Annotated in this window: 18 protein-coding genes; 2 read left to right on the top strand and 16 right to left on the bottom strand. The window is 70.7% G+C overall.

What is annotated here, in order from left to right; all coding sequences use genetic code 11:
- Positions 1–58: 58 nt before the first annotated feature.
- The 10 genes from nrdF to ACFWEJ_RS12915 form a co-directional block, all read right to left on the bottom strand.
- Positions 59–1039: a class 1b ribonucleoside-diphosphate reductase subunit beta gene (nrdF, locus tag ACFWEJ_RS12960; RefSeq protein WP_377229611.1), complete on the bottom strand. Its 981-nt coding sequence runs from the start codon at positions 1037–1039 to the stop codon at positions 59–61.
- A 68-nt stretch (positions 1040–1107) separates the two neighbouring features.
- Positions 1108–3213 carry a class 1b ribonucleoside-diphosphate reductase subunit alpha gene (gene nrdE, locus ACFWEJ_RS12955; RefSeq protein WP_377229610.1) on the bottom strand — a complete coding sequence of 702 codons (2106 nt, stop codon included), beginning with the start codon at positions 3211–3213 and terminating at the stop codon, positions 1108–1110.
- Between the two features lie 38 nt (positions 3214–3251).
- Positions 3252–3686, bottom strand: coding sequence for a class Ib ribonucleoside-diphosphate reductase assembly flavoprotein NrdI (nrdI, locus tag ACFWEJ_RS12950; protein WP_377229609.1), 435 nt, complete (start codon positions 3684–3686; stop codon positions 3252–3254).
- Between the two features lie 35 nt (positions 3687–3721).
- A complete protein-coding gene (nrdH, locus tag ACFWEJ_RS12945; RefSeq protein ID WP_020017613.1) occupies positions 3722–3964 on the bottom strand; it encodes a glutaredoxin-like protein NrdH in 243 nt (80 codons plus the stop codon).
- Positions 3965–4379: 415 nt separating this feature from the next.
- Positions 4380–5795 carry a serine hydrolase domain-containing protein gene (locus ACFWEJ_RS12940; RefSeq protein WP_377229608.1) on the bottom strand — a complete coding sequence of 472 codons (1416 nt, stop codon included), beginning with the start codon at positions 5793–5795 and terminating at the stop codon, positions 4380–4382.
- A 152-nt stretch (positions 5796–5947) separates the two neighbouring features.
- Positions 5948–7384 carry a GH1 family beta-glucosidase gene (locus tag ACFWEJ_RS12935; protein WP_377229607.1) on the bottom strand — a complete coding sequence of 479 codons (1437 nt, stop codon included), beginning with the start codon at positions 7382–7384 and terminating at the stop codon, positions 5948–5950.
- Entirely contained in the window at positions 7381–9657 is a 2277-nt protein-coding gene (gene yicI / locus ACFWEJ_RS12930) for an alpha-xylosidase (protein WP_377229606.1), read from the bottom strand. The genes ACFWEJ_RS12935 and yicI overlap by 4 nt, the downstream gene beginning before the upstream one ends.
- A gap of 34 nt (positions 9658–9691) precedes the next feature.
- The gene (locus ACFWEJ_RS12925) at positions 9692–10576 is read right to left on the bottom strand and encodes a carbohydrate ABC transporter permease (protein WP_377229605.1); all 885 of its coding nucleotides are present in this window, start codon (positions 10574–10576) and stop codon (positions 9692–9694) included.
- A 1-nt stretch (position 10577) separates the two neighbouring features.
- Positions 10578–11555: a carbohydrate ABC transporter permease gene (locus ACFWEJ_RS12920; protein ID WP_377229604.1), complete on the bottom strand. Its 978-nt coding sequence runs from the start codon at positions 11553–11555 to the stop codon at positions 10578–10580.
- A complete protein-coding gene (locus ACFWEJ_RS12915) occupies positions 11548–12852 on the bottom strand; it encodes an ABC transporter substrate-binding protein (protein ID WP_377229603.1) in 1305 nt (434 codons plus the stop codon). The genes ACFWEJ_RS12920 and ACFWEJ_RS12915 overlap by 8 nt, the downstream gene beginning before the upstream one ends.
- A gap of 203 nt (positions 12853–13055) precedes the next feature.
- On the opposite strand from ACFWEJ_RS12915, the gene ACFWEJ_RS12910 reads away from it, so the two are divergent.
- Positions 13056–14072, top strand: a complete 1017-nt coding sequence (locus ACFWEJ_RS12910) for a LacI family DNA-binding transcriptional regulator (RefSeq protein WP_377229602.1) — start codon at positions 13056–13058, stop codon at positions 14070–14072.
- Positions 14073–14092: 20 nt separating this feature from the next.
- On the opposite strand, the gene ACFWEJ_RS12905 is transcribed toward ACFWEJ_RS12910, so the two are convergent.
- Genes ACFWEJ_RS12905 through ACFWEJ_RS12895 form a run of 3 tightly spaced genes read right to left on the bottom strand, consistent with a single transcriptional unit; the run spans position 14093 to position 17717 of the window.
- Positions 14093–15118 carry a carbohydrate ABC transporter permease gene (locus tag ACFWEJ_RS12905; RefSeq protein ID WP_377229601.1) on the bottom strand — a complete coding sequence of 342 codons (1026 nt, stop codon included), beginning with the start codon at positions 15116–15118 and terminating at the stop codon, positions 14093–14095.
- The gene (locus ACFWEJ_RS12900) at positions 15115–16068 is read right to left on the bottom strand and encodes an ABC transporter permease (RefSeq protein WP_377229600.1); all 954 of its coding nucleotides are present in this window, start codon (positions 16066–16068) and stop codon (positions 15115–15117) included. The genes ACFWEJ_RS12905 and ACFWEJ_RS12900 overlap by 4 nt, the downstream gene beginning before the upstream one ends.
- Positions 16065–17717: an extracellular solute-binding protein gene (locus ACFWEJ_RS12895; protein ID WP_377229599.1), complete on the bottom strand. Its 1653-nt coding sequence runs from the start codon at positions 17715–17717 to the stop codon at positions 16065–16067. Before ACFWEJ_RS12895 ends, ACFWEJ_RS12900 begins: the two co-directional genes overlap by 4 nt.
- Before the next feature lie 247 nt (positions 17718–17964).
- Between ACFWEJ_RS12895 and ACFWEJ_RS12890 the strand changes: the two genes are divergently transcribed.
- Positions 17965–20439, top strand: coding sequence for a glycoside hydrolase family 3 C-terminal domain-containing protein (locus ACFWEJ_RS12890; protein WP_377229598.1), 2475 nt, complete (start codon positions 17965–17967; stop codon positions 20437–20439).
- Here ACFWEJ_RS12890 and ACFWEJ_RS12885 read toward each other — a convergent pair.
- The 3 genes from ACFWEJ_RS12885 to ACFWEJ_RS12875 all read right to left on the bottom strand — a co-directional run bounded on the left by ACFWEJ_RS12885 (position 20432) and on the right by ACFWEJ_RS12875 (position 23047).
- Positions 20432–21013, bottom strand: a complete 582-nt coding sequence (locus ACFWEJ_RS12885; protein ID WP_377229597.1) for a GNAT family N-acetyltransferase — start codon at positions 21011–21013, stop codon at positions 20432–20434. The genes ACFWEJ_RS12890 and ACFWEJ_RS12885 overlap by 8 nt on opposite strands.
- Before the next feature lie 87 nt (positions 21014–21100).
- Complete coding sequence (locus ACFWEJ_RS12880) at positions 21101–21721, bottom strand: DUF402 domain-containing protein (protein ID WP_377229596.1); 621 nt, start codon at positions 21719–21721, stop codon at positions 21101–21103.
- A gap of 24 nt (positions 21722–21745) precedes the next feature.
- The gene (locus tag ACFWEJ_RS12875; protein ID WP_377229595.1) at positions 21746–23047 is read right to left on the bottom strand and encodes an N-acetylglucosamine-6-phosphate deacetylase; all 1302 of its coding nucleotides are present in this window, start codon (positions 23045–23047) and stop codon (positions 21746–21748) included.
- Positions 23048–23119 lie beyond the last annotated feature (72 nt).

Here is a 23119-nt window from a genome sequence, read left to right as displayed (position 1 = left end):
GTTCTGCGGTTCCGGGCCTCTGATCAGCCGCTACGGGCGACGGGCTCCTGAGACGAGGTCAGAAGTCCCAGTCGTCGTCCTCGGTCTCCACGGCCTTGCCGATCACGTACGACGAGCCCGACCCCGAGAAGAAGTCGTGGTTCTCGTCCGCGTTCGGCGACAGCGCCGCGAGGATCGCGGGGTTGACGTCGGTGTCCTCCTTGGGGAACAGCGCCTCGTAGCCCAGGTTCATCAGGGCCTTGTTGCCGTTGTACCGCAGGAACTTCTTGACGTCCTCGGTCAGCCCCAGCTCGCCGTAGAGCGAGTCGGTGTATTCGACCTCGTTCTCGTACAGCTCGAAGAGCAGATCGAACGTGTACGCCTTGAGGTCGTCCTGCTCGGGCTGCGTCAGCTGGGCGAGGCCCTTCTGGTACTTGTAGCCGATGTAGTACCCGTGCACGGCCTCGTCGCGGATGATGAGGCGGATCAGGTCGGCCGTGTTCGTGAGCTTCGCCCGCGAGGACCAGTACATCGGCGCGTAGAAGCCGGAGTAGAACAGGAACGACTCGAGCATCGTCGAGGCGACCTTGCGCTTCAGCGGGTCGTCGCCCCGGTAGTAGTCGAGGACGATCTCCGCCTTCTTCTGCAGGTGCTCGTTGCTCTCGGACCACTCGAACGCGTCGTCGATCTCCGGCGTGGACAGCAGCGTGGAGAAGATCGAGGAGTAGCTCTTCGCGTGCACGCTCTCCATGAAGGCGATGTTGGTGTACACCGCCTCCTCGTGCGGGGTGAGCGCGTCCGGGATGAGCGACACCGCGCCGACCGTGCCCTGGATGGTGTCCAGGAGGGTCAGGCCGGTGAACACCCGCGACGTCATGGTCTTCTCGTGCTCCGAGAGCGTGTTCCACGACTGGATGTCGTTGGACACCGGCACCTTCTCGGGCAGCCAGAAGTTACCGACCAGGCGGTCCCAGACCTCGAGGTCCTTCTCGTCCTCGAGGCGGTTCCAGTTGATCGCCGTCACGCGATCGATGAGCTTGAGCTTGCCAGTTGGCGACATGGGAGTTCCTTCAGAGGCGGCGGTGGTGCGGATGAGCCTGGCGGTGCGGACCGGTCAGCGGGCTGCTGTCACAGCATGCAGCTGACGCAGCCCTCGACCTCCGTACCCTCCAGTGCCATCTGGCGCAGGCGGATGTAGTAGAGGGTCTTGATGCCCTTGCGCCACGCGTAGATCTGCGCCTTGTTGACGTCGCGCGTGGTCACCGTGTCCGGGAAGAACAGGGTCAGCGAGAGGCCCTGGTCCACGTGCTGCGTCGCCGCGGCGTACGTGTCGATGATCTTCTCGTACCCGATCTCGTACGCGTCCTGGTAGTAGTCCAGGTTGTCGTTCGTCATGTACGGCGCGGGGTAGTAGACGCGGCCGAGCTTGCCTTCCTTGCGGATCTCGATCTTGGCCGGGACCGGGTGGATCGACGACGTCGAGTTGTTGATGTAGCTGATCGAACCCGTGGGCGGCACGGCCTGCAGGTTCTGGTTGTACAGGCCGTGCTCCATGACCGAGGCCTTGAGCGCGCGCCAGTCGTCCTGCGTCGGGATCGACACACCGGCGTCGGCGAACAGGCGCGTGACCCGCTCCGTGGCCGGCTTCCACTCCTGCTCGACGTACTTGTCGAAGTACTCACCCGTGGCGTACTTGGAGTCCTCGAACCCGCCGAACTTCTGCTTCCGCGTGATCGACAGGCGGTTGGACGCCGCGATCGCGTGGTAGGCCACGGTGTAGAAGTAGATGTTCGTGAAGTCGATGCCCTCTTCGGAGCCGTAGTAGATGCGCTCACGTGCGAGGTAGCCGTGCAGGTTCATCTGGCCCAGGCCGATCGCGTGGCCACGCTCGTTGGCCAGCTTGATCGAGGGGACGGACTCGATCGAGGTCTGGTCGCTCACCGCGGTCAGCGCGCGGATCGCCGTGTCGATCGTGCGGCCGAAGTCCGGCGAGTCCATCGCCTTGGCGATGTTCAGCGAGCCCAGGTTGCAGGAGATGTCGCGGCCGACCTCGTCGTACGAGAGGTCCTCGTTGAACGTCGACGGGGTGGAGACCTGCAGGATCTCGGAGCACAGGTTCGAGTGGGTGATGCGGCCCTTGATCGGGTTCGCCTTGTTCACCGTGTCCTCGAACATGATGTACGGGTAGCCGGACTCGAACTGCAGCTCTGCGAGCGTCTGGAAGAAGTCGCGCGCGCTGATCGTGGTCTTGCGGATGCGGTCGTCGGCGACGAGCTCGTCGTACTTCTCCGAGATGGAGATGTCGGCGAACGGCTTGCCGTAGACCCGCTCGACGTCGTACGGGCTGAACAGGTGCATGTCCGCGTTCTTCTTGGCCAGCTCGAACGTGATGTCCGGGATGACCACGCCGAGCGAGAGCGTCTTGATGCGGATCTTCTCGTCCGCGTTCTCCCGCTTGGTGTCGAGGAACCGCATGATGTCGGGGTGGTGCGCGTGCAGGTACACGGCGCCGGCGCCCTGGCGCGCGCCGAGCTGGTTCGCGTAGGAGAAGGAGTCCTCCAGGAGCTTCATCACGGGGATGACGCCCGAGGACTGGTTCTCGATGTGCTTGATCGGCGCACCGTGCTCGCGGATGTTGCTCAGGAGCAGCGCCACGCCGCCGCCGCGCTTGGAGAGCTGCAGCGCGGAGTTGATGCCGCGCGCGATCGACTCCATGTTGTCCTCGATGCGCAGCAGGAAGCAGGACACGGGCTCGCCGCGCTGCGCCTTGCCGACGTTGAGGAAGGTGGGCGTCGCGGGCTGGAACCGCCCGGAGATGACCTCCTCGACGATGTCGCGGGCCGTCTGCTCGTCGCCGTCGGCCAGGCCGAGCGCGACCATGGCGACACGGTCCTCGAAGCGCTCCAGGTACTTCTTGCCGTCGAACGTCTTGAGCGTGTACGAGGTGTAGTACTTGAACGCGCCCAGGAACGTCTCGAAGCGGAACTTCTTGGAGTACGCGAGCTGGAACAGCTCCTTGACGAACGAGCCCGAGTACTTGGCCAGCACGGTCGGGTCGTAGTACTTGGCCTCGACGAGGTGCTCGAGCTTCGCCTCAAGGGTGTCGAAGTCGACGGTGTTCGGGTTCACGTGCTGCAGGAAGTACTGGCGGGCCGCCTCGCGGTCCTTCTCGAACTGGATCTTCCCGTCCGGCCCGTACAGGTTCAGCATGGCGTTGAGCGCGTGGTAATCCATCTGGATGCTCTCCAGGGGGATCTCGCTCAGGCCCTCAGTCAGGCTGAGAGGCTCAGTGGTTGTTGCTGCCAAAATCGTCCCAATCCGTTGCGGACGCGCGTGACGTCCTGCGCCGTTCCCAGAAGCTCGAAGGCGTACAGGTACGGGACATCACACTTCGCCGAGATGATGTCGCCGGTGATGCAGTACGCAGCCCCGAAGTTGGTGTTCCCCGCGGCGATGACGCCGCGGATGAGCGACCGGTTGTGTTCGTCGTTGAGGAACTTCCTCACCTGCCGCGGGACGGCCCCGCCCTCGTTGCCGCCACCGTAGGTGGGGGCCAGGAGGACGTAGGGCTCGTCCACGCGCAGAAACCCGTCGGCCGGGCGGAGCGGGATCCGGTGCACGGACATTCCCAGCTCTTCGAGAGCGAGCTTCTCGACGAACCTGTGCGTGTTCTCGGACACGCTGGAGAAGTAGACGAGAGAGCCCACGTCACGCCTCCTTGCCGACGTAGCGGTGGTGCAGGTCAGGCCGAAGCGGCCTGGAGCGCGGCGACCGCGCTGATCTGGTCGGGGCGAAAGCCCGACCAGTGGGTGTCACCGGCCACCACGACCGGTGCCTGGAGGTAACCGAGGCCGCGGACCATCTCCAGCGCCTCAGCGTCCTGCGTGATGTCGACGACCGTGTACTCGACACCCTTGCGATCCAGTGCCCGGTACGTCGCGTCGCACTGGACGCATGCCGGCTTGCTGTAGACCGTGACGCTCATGTCCGCCTCCTCTGACCTCGAAGAACACCCGTGAACTTACGTCGGTGTGCTTTGTTCGCGGGTCTGCGTCTCCCGCTGCACCAAACACTACACCTAGGGTCTGACACTCGCTCGGTCACGACATGTAGTGGTTCGGGACGTGGTAGGCACTACGCCGGGAACGCTCGTGACGCTCAGGGACCATGCTGCCACGAGCCTCTGACACCGCCAGGGAGGCCGCGCGCACGGGTTCCCGGGGCGCCGTCGGAGGAGCCGTCGGGACCGCGCGAACGGGCACCTCGACGGCCTCCCGAGGCCCGAAAAAAATCTGAGTCAACGGCGTGTCGCGTCCCTTCGGCGTGTCACCCGGACGGAGTTTGTCGGGCTCGCCACACGCCCGACACCCGACCGCGGGAATACCTCGCCGCAGGAGCGCCTACCCGGTCGGTCCGGGGCGGTGCCAGCCGGCCTCGTCGACGCCGCCGGGCACGGCGGTGCCGGGGTCGTACGGGGTCCGCGTGAAGTGGAACGTGCCGACGTCCAGCGCGACGGGCGCGCCGTCCGCCTCGACGACCCGCAGCCGCTCGCCCAGCCAGTAGCCGCCGTCGACGCCGCGCAGCTCGCCGCGGACGGCGTCGAACAGCGTGCCTCGGCCCCCGCTGCCCGCGGACCGCAGGTCGACGCGTCCCGCGGCGTCGACCTGCACGACGAACGGGACCGGCCCCCAGTACCAGGTACCGGCGATCCCGGCCGGCACGATCCCGTCCGAGCCCGTCTGCGGCGCCGTACGGCGCTCGTCGGCGCCCGGCCGTGCCGCGGGCACCCCGGCGCCCTGGAACGCCGCCAGCAGGGCCGTACCGTCGCCGAACCCGCCCGTGGACGAGCCGCACACCGCGACCACGTCCCCGGTCGTGACGTCGGCGCGGAGGTCCGCGGTGAACCCCGGGACCGAACCGCCGTGCCCGACCGTGCGGACGGTGCCGTCCTGGCGCACCCGCACCCCGAGGCCGTGCGCGGTGGCCCACGGGCCACCCCCAGGTCCGGCGTCGTCGACCACGACGCGCGGGACCGCCAGGTGCCGACGCAGCTCCAGCGGGAGCACGGCCCCGCCGGCGTCGCGGTCGGCCTCGCCGCCGACGAGCCACATGCCGAACCGCACCAGGTCCGACGGCGTGGACCACACCTCGCCCGCGGGACCCGCCGCGCGGTAGTCGGCGACCGGCTCGTGGTGCACGAGGTCGGCGTCCGGGTGCACGGCATACCCGTGGACGTACGGACCCACGGGGACCCGGCCCGTGGCGGTCATGCCCAGCGGCTCCCACAGCTCGTCGCGGAGCACCTTGTCCCACGCGCTGCCGCGGACCACCTCGACCAGGCGGCCCAGCACGGCGAAGCCGGGGTTGCTGTAGTGGTACCGCTCGCCCGGGTCCCAGAGCTGCTCGACGCCGGACCCGGCCAGCTCGTCCCAGGTCGGCCCGCCGTGCCGCTCCCACCACGGGCCCGGGAACTCGGCCTGCAGGCCGCTGGTGTGCGTCAGCAGGTGCCGGATCGTGGCGTCCGGGGCCGGGGCGTCCGGCAGGTGCCGCCCGATCGGGTCCGCGAGCGCCACGGCACCCTCGGACACCAGGCGCAGCACGGCCACGGCGACCATCGGCTTGGTGACGGACCCGATGCGGAAGGCATGCTCCGCCGTCGGGCCACCCGCCGTCGCGCCACCCACCCAGGGGGCTGCCGCCACCCCGCTCCAGACCACCGCTCCCCCGCGGCCGACCGCCGCGGACAGCGCGGGCACGCGCCCCGCCGCGCGCGTCCGGTCGAGGAGGTCGTCCAGGACGTCACCGTGCTCACTCATGCGCAGAAGGTATCCCTTCGCCGCCCGCCGTCATCACCACTGGCAGTACTCGTCGGGTACGAACGTAGGGATCGTCGTCGCACACGGGCGCATGCGACGACGATCCCTACGTTCGACGACCCCGGCGCGACGGCGCCGGGTCAACAAGCACGTCAGGCCGGCGAGACCTCGTCCACCGTCGGCAGCGTGTTCGTCGTCGCCAGACGGCGGTACCAGTGCGCCGAGTCCTTCCAGGTGCGCTCCAGCGTCTCGTAGTCGACGCGGATGATGCCGAACCGGCGGTCGTACCCGTAGGCCCACTCGAAGTTGTCGAGCAGCGACCACGCGAAGTACCCGCGCACGTCCACGCCCTGGTCCCGGGCGAGCCCGAGCGCCTCGACGTGGTCGTGCAGGTACGAGACGCGCTCGACGTCGTGCACGCGCGCCACGCCGTCCTCGACCACCACGGTGTCCGCGAACGCGGCGCCGTTCTCGGTGACCATGAGCGGCTGGTCGGGGTAGGTGTCCCGCAGCGAGACGAGCAGGTCCGTGAGGCCGGCCGGCTCGATGTTCCAGCCCATGGCGGTGTACGGGCCGGGCTGCGGCAGGAACTCGACGTCGTCGGCCGCGATCCACGGGGTGCCCGCGGAGTCCTTGTGCCCGTCGGCCTGCTGCCGCTCCCCCTCGCCGGAGAAGTGCCGCACGCGCGCCGTCGAGTAGTAGTTGACGCCCAGGACGTCGAGCGGCTGCGCGATGGCCTCCAGGTCGCCGTCCTGCACGAACGACCAGTCGGTCACCGAGGCGGTGTTCTCCAGCAGGTCCGCGGGGTAGGCGCCGTCCAGGACCGGCCCGAGGAAGGCCCGGTTGGCCAGCGCGTCCACCTTGCGGACGGCGCCCTGGTCCACCGCGGACGACGGGTCGTCCGGCCGGAACACGTGCAGGTTCAGCGTGATCGACGTCTTGGCGTCGTCACCGAGCACCTCGCGGATCTGCTGGACGGCGAGGCCGTGCGCCAGGTTGAGGTGGTGCACCGCCTGGAGCGCGGCCAGGGACTCCGTGCGGCCGGGCGCGTGCACGCCCGAGCCGTAGCCCAGGTAGGCCGTGCACCACGGCTCGTTGAGCGTGGTCCAGACGTCGATGCGGTCGCCCAGCTCCTCGGCCATCTTCCGGGCGTAGCGGGCGAACGCGTAGGCGGTCTCGCGGTTGGTCCAGCCGCCGGCGTCCTCCAGCTCCTGCGGGAGGTCCCAGTGGTAGAGCGTGACGACGGGCTTGACGCCCGCCGCGATCAGCCCGTCCACGAGGTCCGAGTAGAACCGGATGCCCTCGGCGTTGAACTCGCCGGAGCCGCCCGGCTGCACCCGCGGCCACGCGATCGAGAACCGGTAGGCGCCCAGGCCCAGGTTCTTGATGTGCTCGACGTCCTCCTGCCAGCGGTGGAAGTGGTCGTCGGCGACGTCACCCGTGTCACCGTTCAGCGTCCGGCCCGGCGTGTGCGAGAACGTGTCCCAGATGGACGGGCCGCGGCCGCCCTCGGTCGCGCCGCCCTCGATCTGGTACGACGCGGTCGCCGATCCCCAGAGGAAATCCGTGGGGAACTTCCGTGCACTCACAGTGCCACCTCTCCCGGGCCGGTGGCCCGAACGGTCTTGCCTTCGTTCTCGACGCTCCATTCGCCAGGAGCGTCAGCACTGGTCACGTGCACGACGCCGGACTCGTACCGCACACGGAACGTCGCCGGGGCGCCGGTGCCACCGGGGACCAGGATCTCTTCGTCGAACCCTTCGGGCAGACGGGTGCAGCGTAACGTCACGCCCTCGGCCCACGCGTAGTCGGGCCGGTCGTCGCGGGCGCCGACGGGCAGCACCGTGCCGGGCCGCACCAGCACGGGCAGGGTGTCGAACCCGTGCTCCTCGGCCACCCAGCGGGACCCGGTGACCGTCGGGGCCAGGCCCTCCGCGGCGACCTCCCGCAGGCGAGTCCACTCCCCCTCGGGCAGGTAGTACTCCGCGCGGGACTCGCCGAACACGGGCGCGACCAGCAGCGACGAACCCAGCATGTACTGCGTGTCCACGGTGGCGGCGCTCCGGTCGGACGGGAACTCCAGCACCATCGGCCGCATCACGGGAAGCCCCTCCCCGGCGGCCTCGGTACCGGCCCCGCCGAGGTACGGCATGAGCCGCATCTTCAGCCGGGTGAACTTGCGGGTCACGTCGACGGCCTCGTCGTCGAACGCCCACGGCACGCGGTACGAGCTCGACCCGTGCAGGCGCGAGTGCGAGGACAGCAGGCCGAACGCCGTCCACCGCTTGAAGACGGCCGGGTCGGGCGTGCCCTCGAACCCGCCGATGTCGTGGCTCCAGTAGCCGAACCCGGACAGCGACAGCGAGAGACCGCCGCGCAGGGACTCGGCCATGGAGACGAACGTGGACTCGCAGTCGCCGCCCCAGTGCACCGGGAACGCCTGGGTGCCCGCCGTGGCCGAGCGGGCGAACAGCACGGCCTCGCCGGTGCCCCGCTCCTCCTCCAGGAGGTCGAACACCGTCTTGTTGTAGAGCGAGGCGTAGAAGTTGTGCATGCGCTGCGGGTCGGACCCGTCGTGCCAGACGACGTCGGTGGGGATGCGCTCCCCGAAGTCCGTCTTGAAGCAGTCGACGCCCTGGTCCAGCAGCACGCGCAGCTTGTCCTGGTACCAGGCGGCGGCCTCGGGGTTGGTGAAGTCGACCAGCGCCATGCCGGCCTGCCACTTGTCCCACTGCCAGACGTCGCCGTCGGCCGTGGTGACCAGGTAGCCCTTCTCCGCGCCCTCCTTGAACAGGTGGGAGCGCTGGGCGATGTACGGGTTGATCCAGACGCAGACCTTCAGGTCGCGCTCGTGCAGCCGGGCCAGCATGCCCTCGGGGTCCGGGAAGGTGGCCGGGTCCCACACGAAGTCGCACCAGTGGAACTGCCGCATCCAGAAGCAGTCGAAGTGGAAGACCGAGAGCGGGATGTCCCGCTCGGCCATGCCGTCGACGAAGCTCATGACCGTGGACTCGGAGTAGTCCGTGGTGAACGACGTGGAGAGCCACAGGCCGTACGACCAGGCGGGGACGACGGCGGGGCGCCCCGTCAGCGCCGTGTACCGGCGCAGGATCTCGGCCGGCGTGGGCCCGTGGATCACGTAGTACTGCAGCGTCTGCCCCGGCACCGAGAACTGGGTGCGGCTGACCACCTCGGAGCCCACCTCGAACGACACCTTCTCCGGGTGGGCCACGAACACGCCGTAGCCGCGGTCGGTCAGGTAGAACGGCACGTTCTTGTAGGCCTGCTCGCTGGCCGTTCCGCCGTCCTCGTTCCAGACGTCGACGCTCTGGCCGTTCTTCACGAACGCGCCGAACCGCTCGCCCAGCCCGTAGACGTGCTCGCCCACGGAGAGCCCGAGCTGCTCGTGCACGAAGTCGCCCTCGGGCGTGCTGGCCAGCCCGACGCTCCGCGCCGACGACGTGGTGAGCACCGTGCCGCCGGCCACGAAGTCGACCTGCCACTCGCCGTCGGTCGAGACGCGGGCCGTGAGGCCGCCCGACGTCAGCTCGGCGGGGCCCTCGCCCGGAGCGGCGGGGGTCACGACCTTGACCACGCCCGGCTCCCGGTTGACCGCGAAGTGCGGGCCGAGGTCGCGGCGGCCCTGGTGGTGCTCGATGCGCACGCCGATGACGTCGTCCGCCGGGGCGTCGAACGTGACGGTCACGACCGGGCGGTTCAGGGTGTCGCCGCGCTTGGTGATGGGCGCGGTGGGCGCGTACACGGTCAGGGTCTCGTCGCCGGCCTCGACCGAGTCGATGTCGCGGGGCCGCAGCACGTCCACGCCGGGGCGCAGCTGCCAGTAGCCGTCGGTGAATCTCATGGCTGGAACCTCTCGGCTTCGTGGTGGAACGGGGTCACTTGACCGCCCCGGCGGTCACGCCCCGGGTCAGGGTGCGCTGGAAGATCAGGAAGAAGATGACGGCCGGCACCAGCGACACGAGCGAGCCCGCGTTGATCGTGGGCGCGTCCATCATCCGGTCGCCCTGCAGGGAGGCCAGGGCGATGGGGATGGTCTGGGTGTCGTTGCTGGTCAGCATGACCAGCGGGATGAAGAACTCGTTCCAGGTCCAGATGAAGAAGAAGATCATCAGGACCGAGAGCGTGGGCCGCACGATCGGGAACACGACCTGCCAGAGGATGCGCCAGCGGCTCGCGCCGTCCAGGGCGGCCGCCTCCAGCAGCGCGGGCGGGAACGTGCCGAGCACGGACGACAGCAGGTAGGTGCCGAACGCCGACTGGATGACGGTGAAGATGATGATCACCGACCACTGCGAGTTCGACAGGCCGACCGACTGCGCCATGGTGAACAGCGGGTAGATCAGCGCCTCCTGCGGCAGCATGTTCGCCAGCAGGAACAGGGCGACGATCCACAGCCGCCCCTTCACGCGGCCGATGCCGATCGCGTACGCGTTCAGCAGCGACAGCAGCGCGCCCAGCACGGCCACGACGGCCGAGATGAACACCGAGTTCCAGAGCTTGACCGGGAAGTCGGTGCGCTCCCAGAAGGCCACGACGCCGTCGAGGTACAGGCCCGACGGCAGGGACAGCGGGCCGTTGGCCGCGTAGTCCTGCGGCGACTTGAACGCGTTGAGCAGCATGATCCCGAACGGCGCGAGCACGGCGAGGCCCACCAGGACGGCGGCGGCCAGCACGAGCCAGCGGCCTGCGCCGCGGCGGTACCGGGAGTCGATGGCGGTGGCCCGCACCTGCGCGGGTCGCGGGTCTGTGGCGACGGCCATGTCAGACCCCCTCCCTCTCACGTCGTTCGGCCCGGTTCTGCAGGCCGAGGATGATCAGGGCCACGGCGACGATCACGAGCGTGAGCACCGTGGCGATCGCGGACCCGTAGCCGACCTGGGACTTGTCGAAGAAGTTCAGGTACGAGTAGTAGCTGGGCACCAGCGTCGAGCTCTCGGGCCCGCCGCGCGTCAGCACGTAGATGGGCCCGAACACCTTGAGCGCCGCGACCGTGCAGGTCAGCGTCACCACGAACGTCTCGGGGCGGATCTGGGGCACCGTGATGGCCCGGAACCGGTCCCACCAGCCGGCGCCGTCGAGCTCGGCTGCCTCGTACAGCTCGGGGTCCACGCGCTGGAGCGCCGCCATGAAGATGACCACGGGGTAGCCCATCTGGACCCAGATCAGCACGAGCATCACCGACGGCAGGGCCGTCGTCGGGTCGCCCAGCCAGTTCGGCGGCGACTCGATGCCGACGCCCCGCAGGATCACGTTGAGCGCGCCCGTCTGGGAGTTCAGGATCCAGTTCCACAGGACGCCCGCCACGGCGACGGGCAGGATCTGCGGCAGGTAGTACGTGGCCCGCAGCACCGACGAGACGCGCTCGCCGAACCGCCGTCCGAGGTAGTCGAACAGCACCGCCGCCAGCACCAGCCCCAGCAGCGTGGGCACCAGCACCATCGCGACGATCATCGCGAGCGAGTTGCCGAACGACGTCCAGAACTTGTCGTCGCCCAGCAGGTCGACGTAGTTGCCCAGCCCGTTCCAGCGCAGCGGCGCCATGCCGCCGCGCCACTTGAACAGGCTGAAGTACACGTTGGTCACCAGCGGATACCCGATGACCACGACGAACGCGATCGCGCCCGGCAGCAGGTAGGGCAGGTACGCCACCCACCGCGCCGGACGACGGCGCGTTCCGCGCGGCGCTCGCGTGCGGGTGTCCGCCCGCGAGCGCCGTTCGGTGAGGGCGGTGTCAGCCATCGAGCAGGTCGGCCTTGCCCTCGTCGTACGAGCTCTGCAGCCCGTCCAGCACCTCGGCCGGCGTCTTCGACCGGTTGACCAGGGACTGCAGCTCGCTGACGATCACGTCGTAGTAGCCGGCCACGGGCCAGTCGGGGTAGTACGCCAGGCCGTCCTCGTCGAGGATCGCCTGGAAGTTCTCGGTGAGCTCGCGCGTGCGCTCGTCCTCGATCACGGACGGGTCGCCGGCCACGGGCAGGCCGCCCTCGGTGGCCAGCACGTCCTGCACCTCGGGGCGCAGCGTGATGTCGATGAACTCCTCGGCGAGGCTCGGGGAGTCGGCGTTGGCCGGGACCACCCAGAGGTTGCCGGACGAGCCGGTGTGCAGCGAGTTGCCCGGGAAGTTGAACTGGCCCCAGTCGGCCTTGGTCTCGGTCACCAGGCGGCCGAACCACCAGGAGCCGCTGACCATGAGCGGGTAGGTGCCGTCGATGAACGAGACGCCCATGTCCTCGGCGGTCAGGGCCGCGGAGTCGGAGGCGATGTAGCCCTTGTCGATCCACTCGTCGAGCTTCTCGGTGGCCTTCGTCATCGCGTCGTTGTGGAAGTCGACGTCGTTCGCGAAGAGCTGGTAGTCGTCCACGAGCTGGCGGTCGCCGTAGGCGAGCACGAGCTCGTACCAGAGCTGGCCCAGCGGGTACTCGGCGCCGGCCTCGGCCAGCGGCGTGATGCCCTCCTTCTTGAAGGCGGCCAGCACGTCCTCGAACTCGTCGAGGGTGGTCGGCACCTCCAGCCCGAGGTCGGCGAGCATCTCCTTGTTGTAGTAGACGCCGACGAACTCGCCGTAGTTCGGCACGCCGTACCACTCGCCGGAGCCCATGAGGCCCTGCTCGTCGTACGTCGCCGTGGTCGCGAGCGAGCCGGACAGCTTCTCGTCCCAGCCGCGCTCGGTGGCCGCGTCGGTCAGCGGGGTCAGCAGGCCCTGGGCCGCGAGCTGGCCCGCGGTGGCGTTGCCCTTGTTGAACTCCATGACGTCGGGCACGTCGTCGCCCGTGAGCACGATCTTGGCGTTCTTCTGGATCTGCTCGAACGTCTGCTTCTCGACGTCGACCGTGACGTCCGGGTTCTCCTCCTCGAAGATCTCGATGGCCTTGGCCCAGGCCTTGCCCATCGCCGAGTCCTCGTTCTCGTAGTGCCAGATGGTGAGCGTGCTGTCGTCGGTGTCGCCACCGCCGCCGCCCTGGCCGGTGCATCCGGCCAGTGCCATGGCGCCGGCCATCGCCGCCGCCACGACCGTCATCGTCCGCTTGTGCCTCATTGCATCTCCTTGGTCCACGTCCGAACTGCTGCGTCCGGATCGTCGAAGCGTTTCAACACGCTAAACCTAGACTCTCACGGATGTCCAGTGGCACTTTCGGCACGAAACGCTAGTCTTCTGTCGAAGCGCTTCCCTGCTATGCGGCACACTGGTGTGCCGGCACCGCGCGCTACCTGCACCGGCACCGACCCGAAGGGAGCACCGTGGCTACGATCGACGACGTCGCGAGGACGGCGGGGGTGTCGACCTCGACCGTGTCCTACGTGCTGTCCGGCAAGCGCCCCATCTCCGCACCCACCCGGGCACGGGTCGAGCGCGCGATCGAGAAGCTCGGCTACCGCCCGCACGCCGGCGCCCGGGCGCTGGCGTCCGCGCGCACCAACGTCATCGCGCTGATGGCGCCGCTCCGCGTGGGCGTGAACGTGCCGGTCATCATGCAGTTCGTGGCGGGCGTGGTCACGCGGGCGCGCGACTTCGACCACGACGTGCTGCTGCTGACCCAGGACGACGTGAGCGGCCTGGACCGCGTGACCGGCGGCTCGATGGTCGACGCGCTGGTCATGATGGACATCGAGGCCGACGACCCGCGCGTGCCCCTGGTGGCCGCCGCCAAGCAGCCCACGGTGCTCATCGGCCTGCCCCAGGACCCGGAGGGGCTGAGCTGCGTGGACCTCGACTTCGAGGCCGCGGGCCGGCTCGCCGTGCGGCACCTCGCGCAGACGGGCCACACCGACGTGGCCCTCATCGGCTCGCCGCCCGAGGTGCTGCGGCGGCACACCTCCTACGCCGAGCGGATGATGCGGGGCCTGCGCGAACAGGCCCGCAGCTCCGGCGTGACGGTCAAGGTGGAGGCGTGCGACTCGTCGCCGTCGGGCGCCTCGACCGCCGTGGACACCCTGCTGGCCACCGCCCCGGACACCACCGGCATCGTGGTGCACAACGAGGGCGCCCTGCCCCATGTGCTGTCCCGGCTGACCGAGCGCGGCCTGGTGGTCGGCCGGGACATGTCGGTGGTCGCGGTCTGCCCCACCGACGTCGCGCTGTCCCAGCGCATCCCGATGACCAGTATCGACCTGCCCGCCGAGGGCATCGGCAAGGTGGCCGTGGACATGGTGATGGCGCGCCTCGAGGGCGAGCAGCCGTCCGAGACCCGGCTGCTCGCCCCCGTGCTGACCGAACGCGAGAGCTCGGCGCCCGGTCCCGCCGCCGAGGACGGCTGACGGCGGGAGCGGGCCGCCGCTCATCCCTTGATGGCCCCGAAGATCACGCCCTTCGTGAAGTGCCGCTGCACCAGCGGGTACACGACCAGGATCGGCACGATCGCCAGCACCATCACGGCCATCTTGACCGGCAGGCCGGTCACGGCGCCGTCGGCCACGTCGACCTGGCCCACGCCGCTGCCCGGCAGCGTCACGCCCTGCAGCACGTAGGACCGCAGCACGAGCTGCAGCGGCCACTTCGCGTTGTCGTTGATGTAGAGCATGGCGTTGAAGAACGCGTTCCAGTAGCCGACGCCGTAGAACAGCGCGACCACCGCCACCACGGCCTTGGACATGGGCAGCACGATCTGCCCCAGGATGCGCCAGTCCCCCGCGCCGTCGATCTTGGCCGCGTCCGTGATGGACCGGTCGATGCCCATGAAGAACGCCCGCAGGATGAGCACGTTGAACGCGCTGACGGCCCCCGGGAGGATGAGCGACCAGTAGCTGTCGATCAGCCCCAGGTTGCTCACCAGCAGGTACGTCGGGATCATCCCCGCGCCGAAGAACATGGTGATCAGGAAGACGAACAGGAGGGGCCGGTGGGCGAAGGAGCCCGGCCGGCTCAGGCCGTACGCCGCCAGCACGGACACCGTGGTCGAGAGCACGGTGCCGACCACGGTGATGCCGATGCTCACGATCGTGGCCCGCGTGACGATCCCGCCGGACAGGATCTGCTCGTAGGCCGCGAACGTCAGGCCGCCCGGCAGCGTGACCAGGCCGCCGGACCGGGTGATGTCCGCCTGGGTCGACAGGCTGGTGAGCACCACCGTGTACAGGGGGTAGACGACGGTCGCCACGATGAGCAGCAGCGCCACCCCCTTGACCAGGAGCCCCAGCGGGTTGGGGTCCTCCTCCCAGACCGGGCGGTTCCGGCCGCGCAGCAGGGCGCGGTACCGGCTCGGGCCGCTCGCCGGCTGCCGGGGCCGGCCCGGCTCGGGCGTCGTGGACGACGGCGCAGGTCGCGCCGGCGTCGTCCCCGTCTCGTTCTTGATGTCGGCACTCATGCGCGCTGATACACCCCCGCCTCGCCCACCAGGTGGGCGAGCTTGTTGGCCCCGAGCACCAGGGCGAGCGACACCAGGCCCTTGACGAGCCCCGCGGCCGCCGCGAAGGCCCAGTCGCCGTTGACGACGCCCTGGTAGTACACGAACGTGTCGAGCACCTCCGCGACGTCGGTGCCGACGGCACCGCGCTGGAGGATGAGCTGCTCGAACCCGACGGTGAGCGCGTCGCCCAGCCGCAGGATCAGCAGCAGGACGATCACCGGCCGCAGCGCGGGGAGGGTCACGTGCCACATCCGCCGCCACCGGCCCGCGCCGTCGACCACCGACGCCTCGTAGAGCTGGGGGTCCACGGTGGCCAGCGCCGCGAGGAAGATGATGATGCCCCAGCCCGCGTCCTTCCAGACCGACTGCGCCGTGAGCAGCAGCAGGAACGTGTCGGGGTTGGTCATCAGGTCGAAGCCCGAGTACCCCGCCTCCCGCAGCCGGGTCGCCACCATCCCGGCCCCGCCGAAGATCTGCTGGAAGATCGTCACGACGATCACCCAGGAGAAGAAGTGCGGCAGGTACACGATCGACTGGATGGTCGTGCGCAGCCCCGGCGAGAGCACGCTGTTCAGGAGCAGCGCGAGCACGATCGGCACCGGGAAGAAGAACACGAGCTGGAACGCGGTGATGACCAGCGTGTTCCCCACGGCGTCGAGGAAGAGCGGGTTGGTCAGGACGCGCGCGAAGTTGGCCCACCCGATGAACGGGCTCTCCCGGATGCCGACGTACGGCGAGTAGTCCTGCCAGGCCACCACGTTGCCGAGCATCGGCACGTAGGCGAACACGGCCAGCAGCAGCACCGCCGGGGCCACCATGATCAGCAGCGAGCGGTCGCGCCGCGCCCGGACGGTCCAGGGGATCCTGCGCCGGGGCGGGGCGTCCACCCGTGAGGTCGCGGTGCTCACTGCTCGTCCAGGATGTCCTGGTAGAACGCGCGCAGCTCCTCACCGCCGCTGCTGCGCCACGTCTCCACGGCGTCGTCCAGGTCCGCGAGGGTCTTGCGCCCGCGCGAGATGTCCTTCTCCAGGTCGACGAACGGCGTGCCGAGCGACGCGAACTGCGACGGCTCCGTGATCTGCTTGCCGTAGAAGAGGGGCTCCTCGACGTACTCGGAGGCGGCGGCCATCCACGTGCAGTAGGCCTCGACGTAGCCCTCGTACTGCACCTGCGCGTTCACCTTGGGCGGGTCCACGAGGAAGATGTACGACGGCGCCACGTCGTCGGCCGCGGCGTTCGTGGCCTGCGGCAGGCCGTCGCCGTCGATCTCGTAGTGCTCGCCCTCGACGCCGAAGTTGACGAGCTGGAACTCGGTGGTGCCGAACGGCGAGGCGAGGAAGTCGGCGGCGGCGAGGAGCTCCTCGATCTGCGCCTTGTCGTCCCGCTTCTTCAGGAACGAGAACATGTCCGCCGGGGCGCCCTTCCAGATCCGCGGCGTGCCGCCGTCGTGGGCGAACGGGTCGAACGGCCGCGGGTCGAAGTCCGGGTTGCTCGGCAGCACCCGGCCCAGGGACTCGTGCCAGCCGCCCACGCCGTCGTTGACGATCAGGATCTCGCCGGACTCGAAGAGCGGCTTCATCTCCTCGGGCTTGTCGGCCACGGCCGTCGGGTGCACCGCGCCCGACTTGTACAGCCGGGCCTGCCAGTCCAGCGCCGCCCGGTACTCCTCGGACTCGACGCGGCTGATCAGCGAGCCGTCGTCGGCCAGCTTCCAGCCCTTCTCCGGGGGCACCGCGAACATCATGTTCGCCGTGATCCACTGGTCGGCCGAGCCCCATCGCTTCTTGCCCGGGTCGGTCAGCTCCTTGGCGAGCTCGATGAACTCGTCGGCGTCCCTCGGCTGCTCGGTGATGCCGAGCTCGGTGAAGAGGTCGGCCCGGTAGAACGTCGCCAGGTGGACCAGCTCCCCCGGGAACGGCAGGCCGTAGAGCTTGTCGTTGAAGACGCCGTAGCGCCAGGCGTCCGTGGGGATGTTGGCGAGGTTCTTGTACTTCTTGACGTTGTCGCCGGACAGGTACGGCGTGAGGTCCTCGAAGAGGGCGTCGACGGCCTGGGCGAACCGCGGCGGGAAGTTCCAGGTGGGCACGCAGACCCAGTCCGGCACGTCCTTCGCCGACGCGAGCACGGCCGCGAGCTTGTCGCCGTAGGTGTTGCCGTCGGAGATCTGGAACTCGACGGTGGTGCCCATCGCCTCGCTCACCGCGTCGAAGTAGGGGTTGCCGGACGTCTTCGGGATGGCGCTCCACAGGGGCGTCATCGCCGTGTAGGTGCCGCCCGACCCGGGCGCCGTCTCGAACGCCGTGACCAGCTCGTCGGGGATCGAGGCGTAGCCGGCGGTGGAGCCGTTGACCGACGGGAAGTCGGGCTTGACGTACTCGACCGGCACGTAGGTGGGCAGCACGCCCGAGCTCACGGTGGCGCCGCCCTGCGCGGGACCCGCCGCGCCTGTGGTGCACGCGGTGAGCAGGGACGGGACGCCGACGACGCCGGCGCCGACCGCGAGGAAGCCGAGGAACGACCGGCGGCTGAGCCCGCCGGTCAGGTGGGGTGCTGTCATGGCTCTTCACTCCTTTGTGGACAGCGCGGCACGTCTGTGTGCCCGGACACGACGGAAGTTCGGGCGCCTCGACGTCGAAGCGCTTCGACCTACATCGTTGGCAGAACAGTAGGGCAAACGCAGAAGTTGAGGCAATGATTCGCCCTGAATTGGGCAATTGACCATTGAACCGTTTCGAGGACTGGGCCTACTCTTCGACCGGACGTAGACCGCCCGCACGACCCCGACGCCAAGGGAGCACGACGACGTGCCGAACCAGACGCAGCCCCTCTTCCGCGACCCCGCCGCCCCGCTCACCGACCGGGCCCGCGACCTGCTGGACCGCCTCACCCCCGACGAGCGGCTGAGCCTGCTGCACCAGCACCAGCCCGCGGTCGAGCGGCTCGGCCTCGCCCCCTTCCACACGGGCGCCGAGGCGCTGCACGGGGTCGCGTGGCTCGGCCGCGCCACCGTGCTCCCCCAGCCGGTCGGGCTGGGCGCCACGTGGGACACCGACCTGCTGCTCCGCCTGGGCGACCTGGTCGCCACCGAGCTGCGGGCCAAGCACGCGGCGGACCCGGCGGTCTCCCTGAACGTCTGGGCACCCGTGGTGAACCCGCTGCGGCACCCCGCCTGGGGCCGGGGCGAGGAGGGGTACAGCGAGGAGCCGCGGCTCGTCTCCCAGCTCGCGACGGCGTACTGCGCCGGGCTGCGCGGGGGCCACCCGACGGTGTGGAAGACGGTCCCGGCGCTCAAGCACTTCCTCGGGTACGGCAACGAGACCGACCGCTCGGCGACGTCGTCGAACCTGTCCGAGCGCACCCTGTACGAGTACGAGCTGCCCGCCTACCGCGGGCCCATCGAGGCGGGTGTCGCCGGCGCGGTGATGCCGTCGTACAACCTGGTCAACGGGGTTCCGGCGCACACGTCGGGCGACCTGCTGGCCGAGCTGCGCTCGTGGGCGCCCGGGTCGGTGGCCGTGGTGTCGGACGCCGGCGCGCCCACCTTCCTGGTCACCGTCCAGCGGGCGTTCGCCGGGCACGCGCAGGCGCACGCCGCGGCCGTGCGCGCGGGCCTCGACTCGTTCACGGACAACGACACCGACCCGTCGGTCACCCTGGGCCGGCTGCGCGAGGCGCTGGCGGCCGGGCTGCTGACGCAGGAGGACGTCGACACCGCCGCCCTGCGCCTGCTGGAGCTGCGGCTGCGCACGGGCGAGCTCGACGGGGACGCGGACCCGTACGCGGGCATCGGCCCCGACGCGATCGACCTGCCGGAGCACCGGGTCCTGGCGCGCGAGGCGGCGGCGAAGTCCGTGGTGCTGCTGCGCAACGACGGCACGCTGCCGCTGGGCGCGCCCGGCCGCATCGCCGTCGTCGGCCCCCTGGCCGACCGGGTGCTCACCGACTGGTACTCCGGCACCCCGCCGTACGCCGTCCCGCTCGCCCGCGCGGTCGCGGAGCGCTACCCCGACGCCGTCGTGGACGTCGTCGACGGCGCGGACCGGGTGGCGCTGCGCGCGACGTCGTCCGGCCGGTACGTGACCGTCACCGCCGACGGCGAGGTGAGCGTGTCCGCGCCGGACGCCGGGCCGGGGACCCACCTGGACGTGACCGACTGGGGCGACGGCCTGCTGACGCTCCGGTCGGTAGCCTCAGGCCGGCTCCTGACGGGCGCGGGCTGGATCCTTGCGGCCGACGCCGAGCGGGTCGGCGGCTGGGTGGTGCAGGAGTCGTTCCGGCGGCACCACCACGCGGACGGCACGTGGTCGCTGCTGCACGTCGGGAGCGGGCGCTGGGTCCGGGTGCAGCTCGGTTCGGGGCTGCTCGTGGCCGAGGCCACGCGACTCGCGGACGCCGAGCGGTTCGCCTGGCGCACCGTCGTCTCGGGGCACGCCGAGGTGGCCCGGGTCGCGGCGGCCGCGGACGTGGTGCTGGTGGCCGTGGGCAACGACCCGCACCTGGGCGGGCGCGAGACCGAGGACCGGACGTCGCTCGCGCTGCCGGAGCAGATGGCCGAGACCTGGCGGGTGGCGCGCGAGGCGTGCCCGGCGGCGGTGCTGGTCGTCACGTCGTCGTACCCGTACGTGCTGGGTCCTGGTGTGCTGGGGCCGAGCGTGCTGGACGGGCCTGCCGGGGACGACGGCGCGGGCGCCGGGGCGCTGGTCTGGGCCGCGCACGGTGGGCAGGAAGCCGGGAACGGCCTGGTGGACGTGCTGTCCGGCGACGCGGAGCCGTTCGGGCGGCTCGCGCAGACGTGGCCGGCCACCGAGGCCCAGGCGGGCGACCTGTTCGACTACGACGTGGCCCGCCAGGGCGTCACCTACCGCCACCTGGCGGGCGAGCCGGCGTACTGGTTCGGGCACGGGCTGAGCTACACGACCGTCGCGTACGAGGGTCTGCGGCTGGACGGCGGGGCCGGCGCGGCCGGGCCGGAGCGGGACGGCGGGACCACGGCCGTCGTCACGGTGCGCAACACCGGCGAGCGCCCCGTGGACGAGCTCGTCGCGGTGCACGGCCTGTCCCCCGACCTGCCGGTGCCCGCAGCACGGCGCCAGCTCCTGGGGTACGCGCGCGTGCGGCTCGCCCCGGGCGCGTCGGCCGAGGTGGAGGTGCCGCTGGACCTGGGCGCCCTCGCCGTCCGGCACGCCGGCGCCATGGTGCTGCAGCCGGGCACGTACACGGTGGCGTCCGGGCCGTCGGCCGGGGACCTGCGGGTGCGGGCCGAGCTCGCCGTCAGCTGACCGCGCGCGCCGCGTGCTCCCGGTCGAGGATGGCGAAGACCAGCTCGGTGGACCACCCGCCGTCGCGCACGTCGCTCTCCACGAGGCGGGCCTCCTGCCGCAGGCCCAGCCGCTGGACCACGCGGACGGACGGGAGGTTCTCCTCGTCGATGCGCGCGAACACGCGGTGGAAGCCGTAGGACTCGAAGGCCAGCCGCAGGGTGGCCCGCACGGCCTCGGTGGCCAGCCCGTGGCCCCCGACGTCGGGGTGGAGCGCGTAGCCCACCTCGGCCTGCCGGGGACCGGCCGCCCACTTGAGCATGGTCTCGCCGATGACGTCGCCGTCCGACTCGACGGCCAGCACCAGCACGTCGCCCGGCTCCTCGAACGGCGCGCTCGACCAGGTGCGGAGCTTGACGTCCGCCGTCTGGCGGTCCCACGGCGGCTGGTACATGAACCGCACGACGTCGGGGCGCGAGCGCCAGGCGAAGAAGGCCTCCGCGTCGTCCGGGGCGACCGGGCGGAGCGTGAGGCGCGGGGTGATCACCGGCCAGCGGGGGTCGGCTCGGTAGGCGGGCGGCACGGAAGAAGGCACGCTCAGACCGTAGCGCCCACGACCCAGGTTGCCACCGGAATTGAGGTGGTATCTCCGGGCGAGTCGGCCATGCCGGTACGACGTCGCTCAGCGCGCCTCGAACGCCACGCTCTCCCAGCCGGCCGGCACGTCACGGGGCGCCCAGGAGGTGTCCGGCGTCCAGTCGGCCCAGGCCTTGTCCCACCAGAGCTCGCCGGCGTCGAGCAGCCCGGCGATCCGGGCGCCCTCGGCGCGGATCTGCTCCATCCGGCCGGGGTACCGGTCGGGGCCGGTCTCCTCGAACTCGACGACGTCCTTGAACTCGTAGGTCTCGGCGTCGGCCGCCCACCAGACGTCCAGCTCGTGGTCGAGCGTGTCGAACCCCATCGGCGTGCGGCGCGGGGCGTCCTCCAGGTTGAAGTACCAGCCCTGGAACGCCCGCTCGGGGCCGTCCCAGAACAGGAAGATGGAGTGCTCCACCCCGGTCCAGTGCAGCTCGAGACGCCCGTGGCCGCGCCAGCGCGTGCTGCCGGCGAGCTTCCAGGGGTGCTCCCCCACGGGGAACGCGCCCGAGCCCGGGTACGCCAGCGGGGTGCCGCCGGGCGTGTAGGTGACGAGCAGGTCGCCGTCGTCCTGCACGCACACCTGCGGGATCGCGATCCAGGGCTCGCCCCGCATGATCTCGCGGCGCACCACCGTCTGACCGGGCTGGAAAACGGGAGACGTCATGGCGGGAACGCTAACAGCGACGAGTTACGCCCCGGCGACATCGACGTCAACTTCGTCGACGTCGGCTCTGTCGACGTCGACGCCGTGGCGCAGCACCCGGACGGGCCGCAGGTCGCCGTCCGTGACGAGCACGTCGGCGCGCGCGCCGGGCTCCAGGGTGCCGACCTCGCCGGCCAGCCCCAGCACCCGGGCGGGCACCGCCGTCGCGGAACGCACGGCGTCGACCAGGGGGACGCCGCCGCGCACGGCGTGGCGCACCACATCGATCAGGTGCGCCGTGCCGCCTGCGATCGGCCCCTCCTCCTCCGGCGCGCCGGGCGCGGCCTGGGGGGTGGCGATCCGGGCGACGCCATCGTGCACCACCACCGACATCGGGCCCAGCTCGTAGTGGCCGTCGGCCACGCCGGCCGCCGCCATCGCGTCGGTCACCAGGACCACCTGGTCCGCGCCCACCATGTCGAACACCGAGCGCACGGTCGCCGGGTCGAGGTGCACCCCGTCGCCGACGAGCTCGACGACCATGTCGCCCCGGGACGCCGCCGCGAGGCAGGCCGCGATGGGCCCCGGCTGGCGGTGGTGCAGGGGGCGCATGCCGTTGAACAGGTGCGTGGCGGTCATGGGCCCGGGCGTCCGGCGCCCCGCGGGGCCGCTCGCGGCCCGCAGCGCCGCCGTCACCTGTTCGATCAGGGCCTCGGCCTGCTCGGTGCTGCCGTCGGTGTGACCCAGGGAGGGCAGCACGCCGGCCTCGACCAGCGCCTCGGCGACGCCGCCGGGTCCGGTCACGCCGGGCACCTCGGGGGCGACGGTCATGGTGCGCAGGTACCCGCGGGCGGCCGCGGCGAGGTCGCGAACCAGCTCGACACTGCCTTCTTGCAGGTCAGCCGGGTTGTGGGCGCCGCGGCGCCGGAGCGAGAGGAACGGGCCCTCCGCGTGCAGGCCCTCGATCTCCCCCGCCTCGGCGAGCTCGGCCAGCACCGCGGCCCGCCGCAGCAGCACCTCGGGCTGGGCCGTCACGAGCGAGGCGAGCAAGGTCGTGGTGCCGTGGACGCGGTGCTCCAGCACGCCCGCCATCGCCTCGTCGGCCGAGGTGACGTCGGGGAACGAGGCGCCGCCCCCGCCGTGGTTGTGCAGGTCCACGAGCCCCGGCAGCACGAACGTCCCGGGAGCGGGCGGCACGCCGTCGAGGGCGGGCCCGTGCCCGGCCTCGAGCGCGTCGACCACGGCCCCGGCAAAGGCGACGCGCCCGCCGTGGGCGACGACGACGCCGTCGTCCACCACGGAGGAGCTCAGCACCAGACGCCCACGCACGACAAGGGATTCAGCCACACGCACATCCTGCCACCCGCCCCACCCCACCCAGCCCGTTGAGTGCTGGCTATCTGCGGCTTCGAAACGATT

It is taken from the genome of Promicromonospora sp. NPDC060204, assembly GCF_042728455.1.
In the GTDB taxonomy this organism is placed as follows: domain Bacteria; phylum Actinomycetota; class Actinomycetes; order Actinomycetales; family Cellulomonadaceae; genus Promicromonospora.
Note: the sequence above shows the minus strand (reverse complement) of the source record. Positions and strands in the feature narration are given on the sequence as shown.

Coding starts and splice junctions, on each gene's coding strand:
- nrdE (WP_377229610.1), bottom strand. CDS start 3,213: ATGGATTACCACGCGCTCAACGCCATGCTGAACCTGTACGGGCCGGAC.
- yicI (WP_377229606.1), bottom strand. CDS start 9,657: ATGAGATTCACCGACGGCTACTGGCAGCTGCGCCCCGGCGTGGACGTG.
- ACFWEJ_RS12905 (WP_377229601.1), bottom strand. CDS start 15,118: ATGAGTGCCGACATCAAGAACGAGACGGGGACGACGCCGGCGCGACCT.
- ACFWEJ_RS12895 (WP_377229599.1), bottom strand. CDS start 17,717: ATGACAGCACCCCACCTGACCGGCGGGCTCAGCCGCCGGTCGTTCCTC.
- ACFWEJ_RS12920 (WP_377229604.1), bottom strand. CDS start 11,555: ATGGCTGACACCGCCCTCACCGAACGGCGCTCGCGGGCGGACACCCGC.
- nrdF (WP_377229611.1), bottom strand. CDS start 1,039: ATGTCGCCAACTGGCAAGCTCAAGCTCATCGATCGCGTGACGGCGATC.
- nrdH (WP_020017613.1), bottom strand. CDS start 3,964: ATGAGCGTCACGGTCTACAGCAAGCCGGCATGCGTCCAGTGCGACGCG.
- ACFWEJ_RS12880 (WP_377229596.1), bottom strand. CDS start 21,721: ATGACGTCTCCCGTTTTCCAGCCCGGTCAGACGGTGGTGCGCCGCGAG.
- ACFWEJ_RS12915 (WP_377229603.1), bottom strand. CDS start 12,852: ATGAGGCACAAGCGGACGATGACGGTCGTGGCGGCGGCGATGGCCGGC.
- ACFWEJ_RS12925 (WP_377229605.1), bottom strand. CDS start 10,576: ATGGCCGTCGCCACAGACCCGCGACCCGCGCAGGTGCGGGCCACCGCC.
- ACFWEJ_RS12940 (WP_377229608.1), bottom strand. CDS start 5,795: ATGAGTGAGCACGGTGACGTCCTGGACGACCTCCTCGACCGGACGCGC.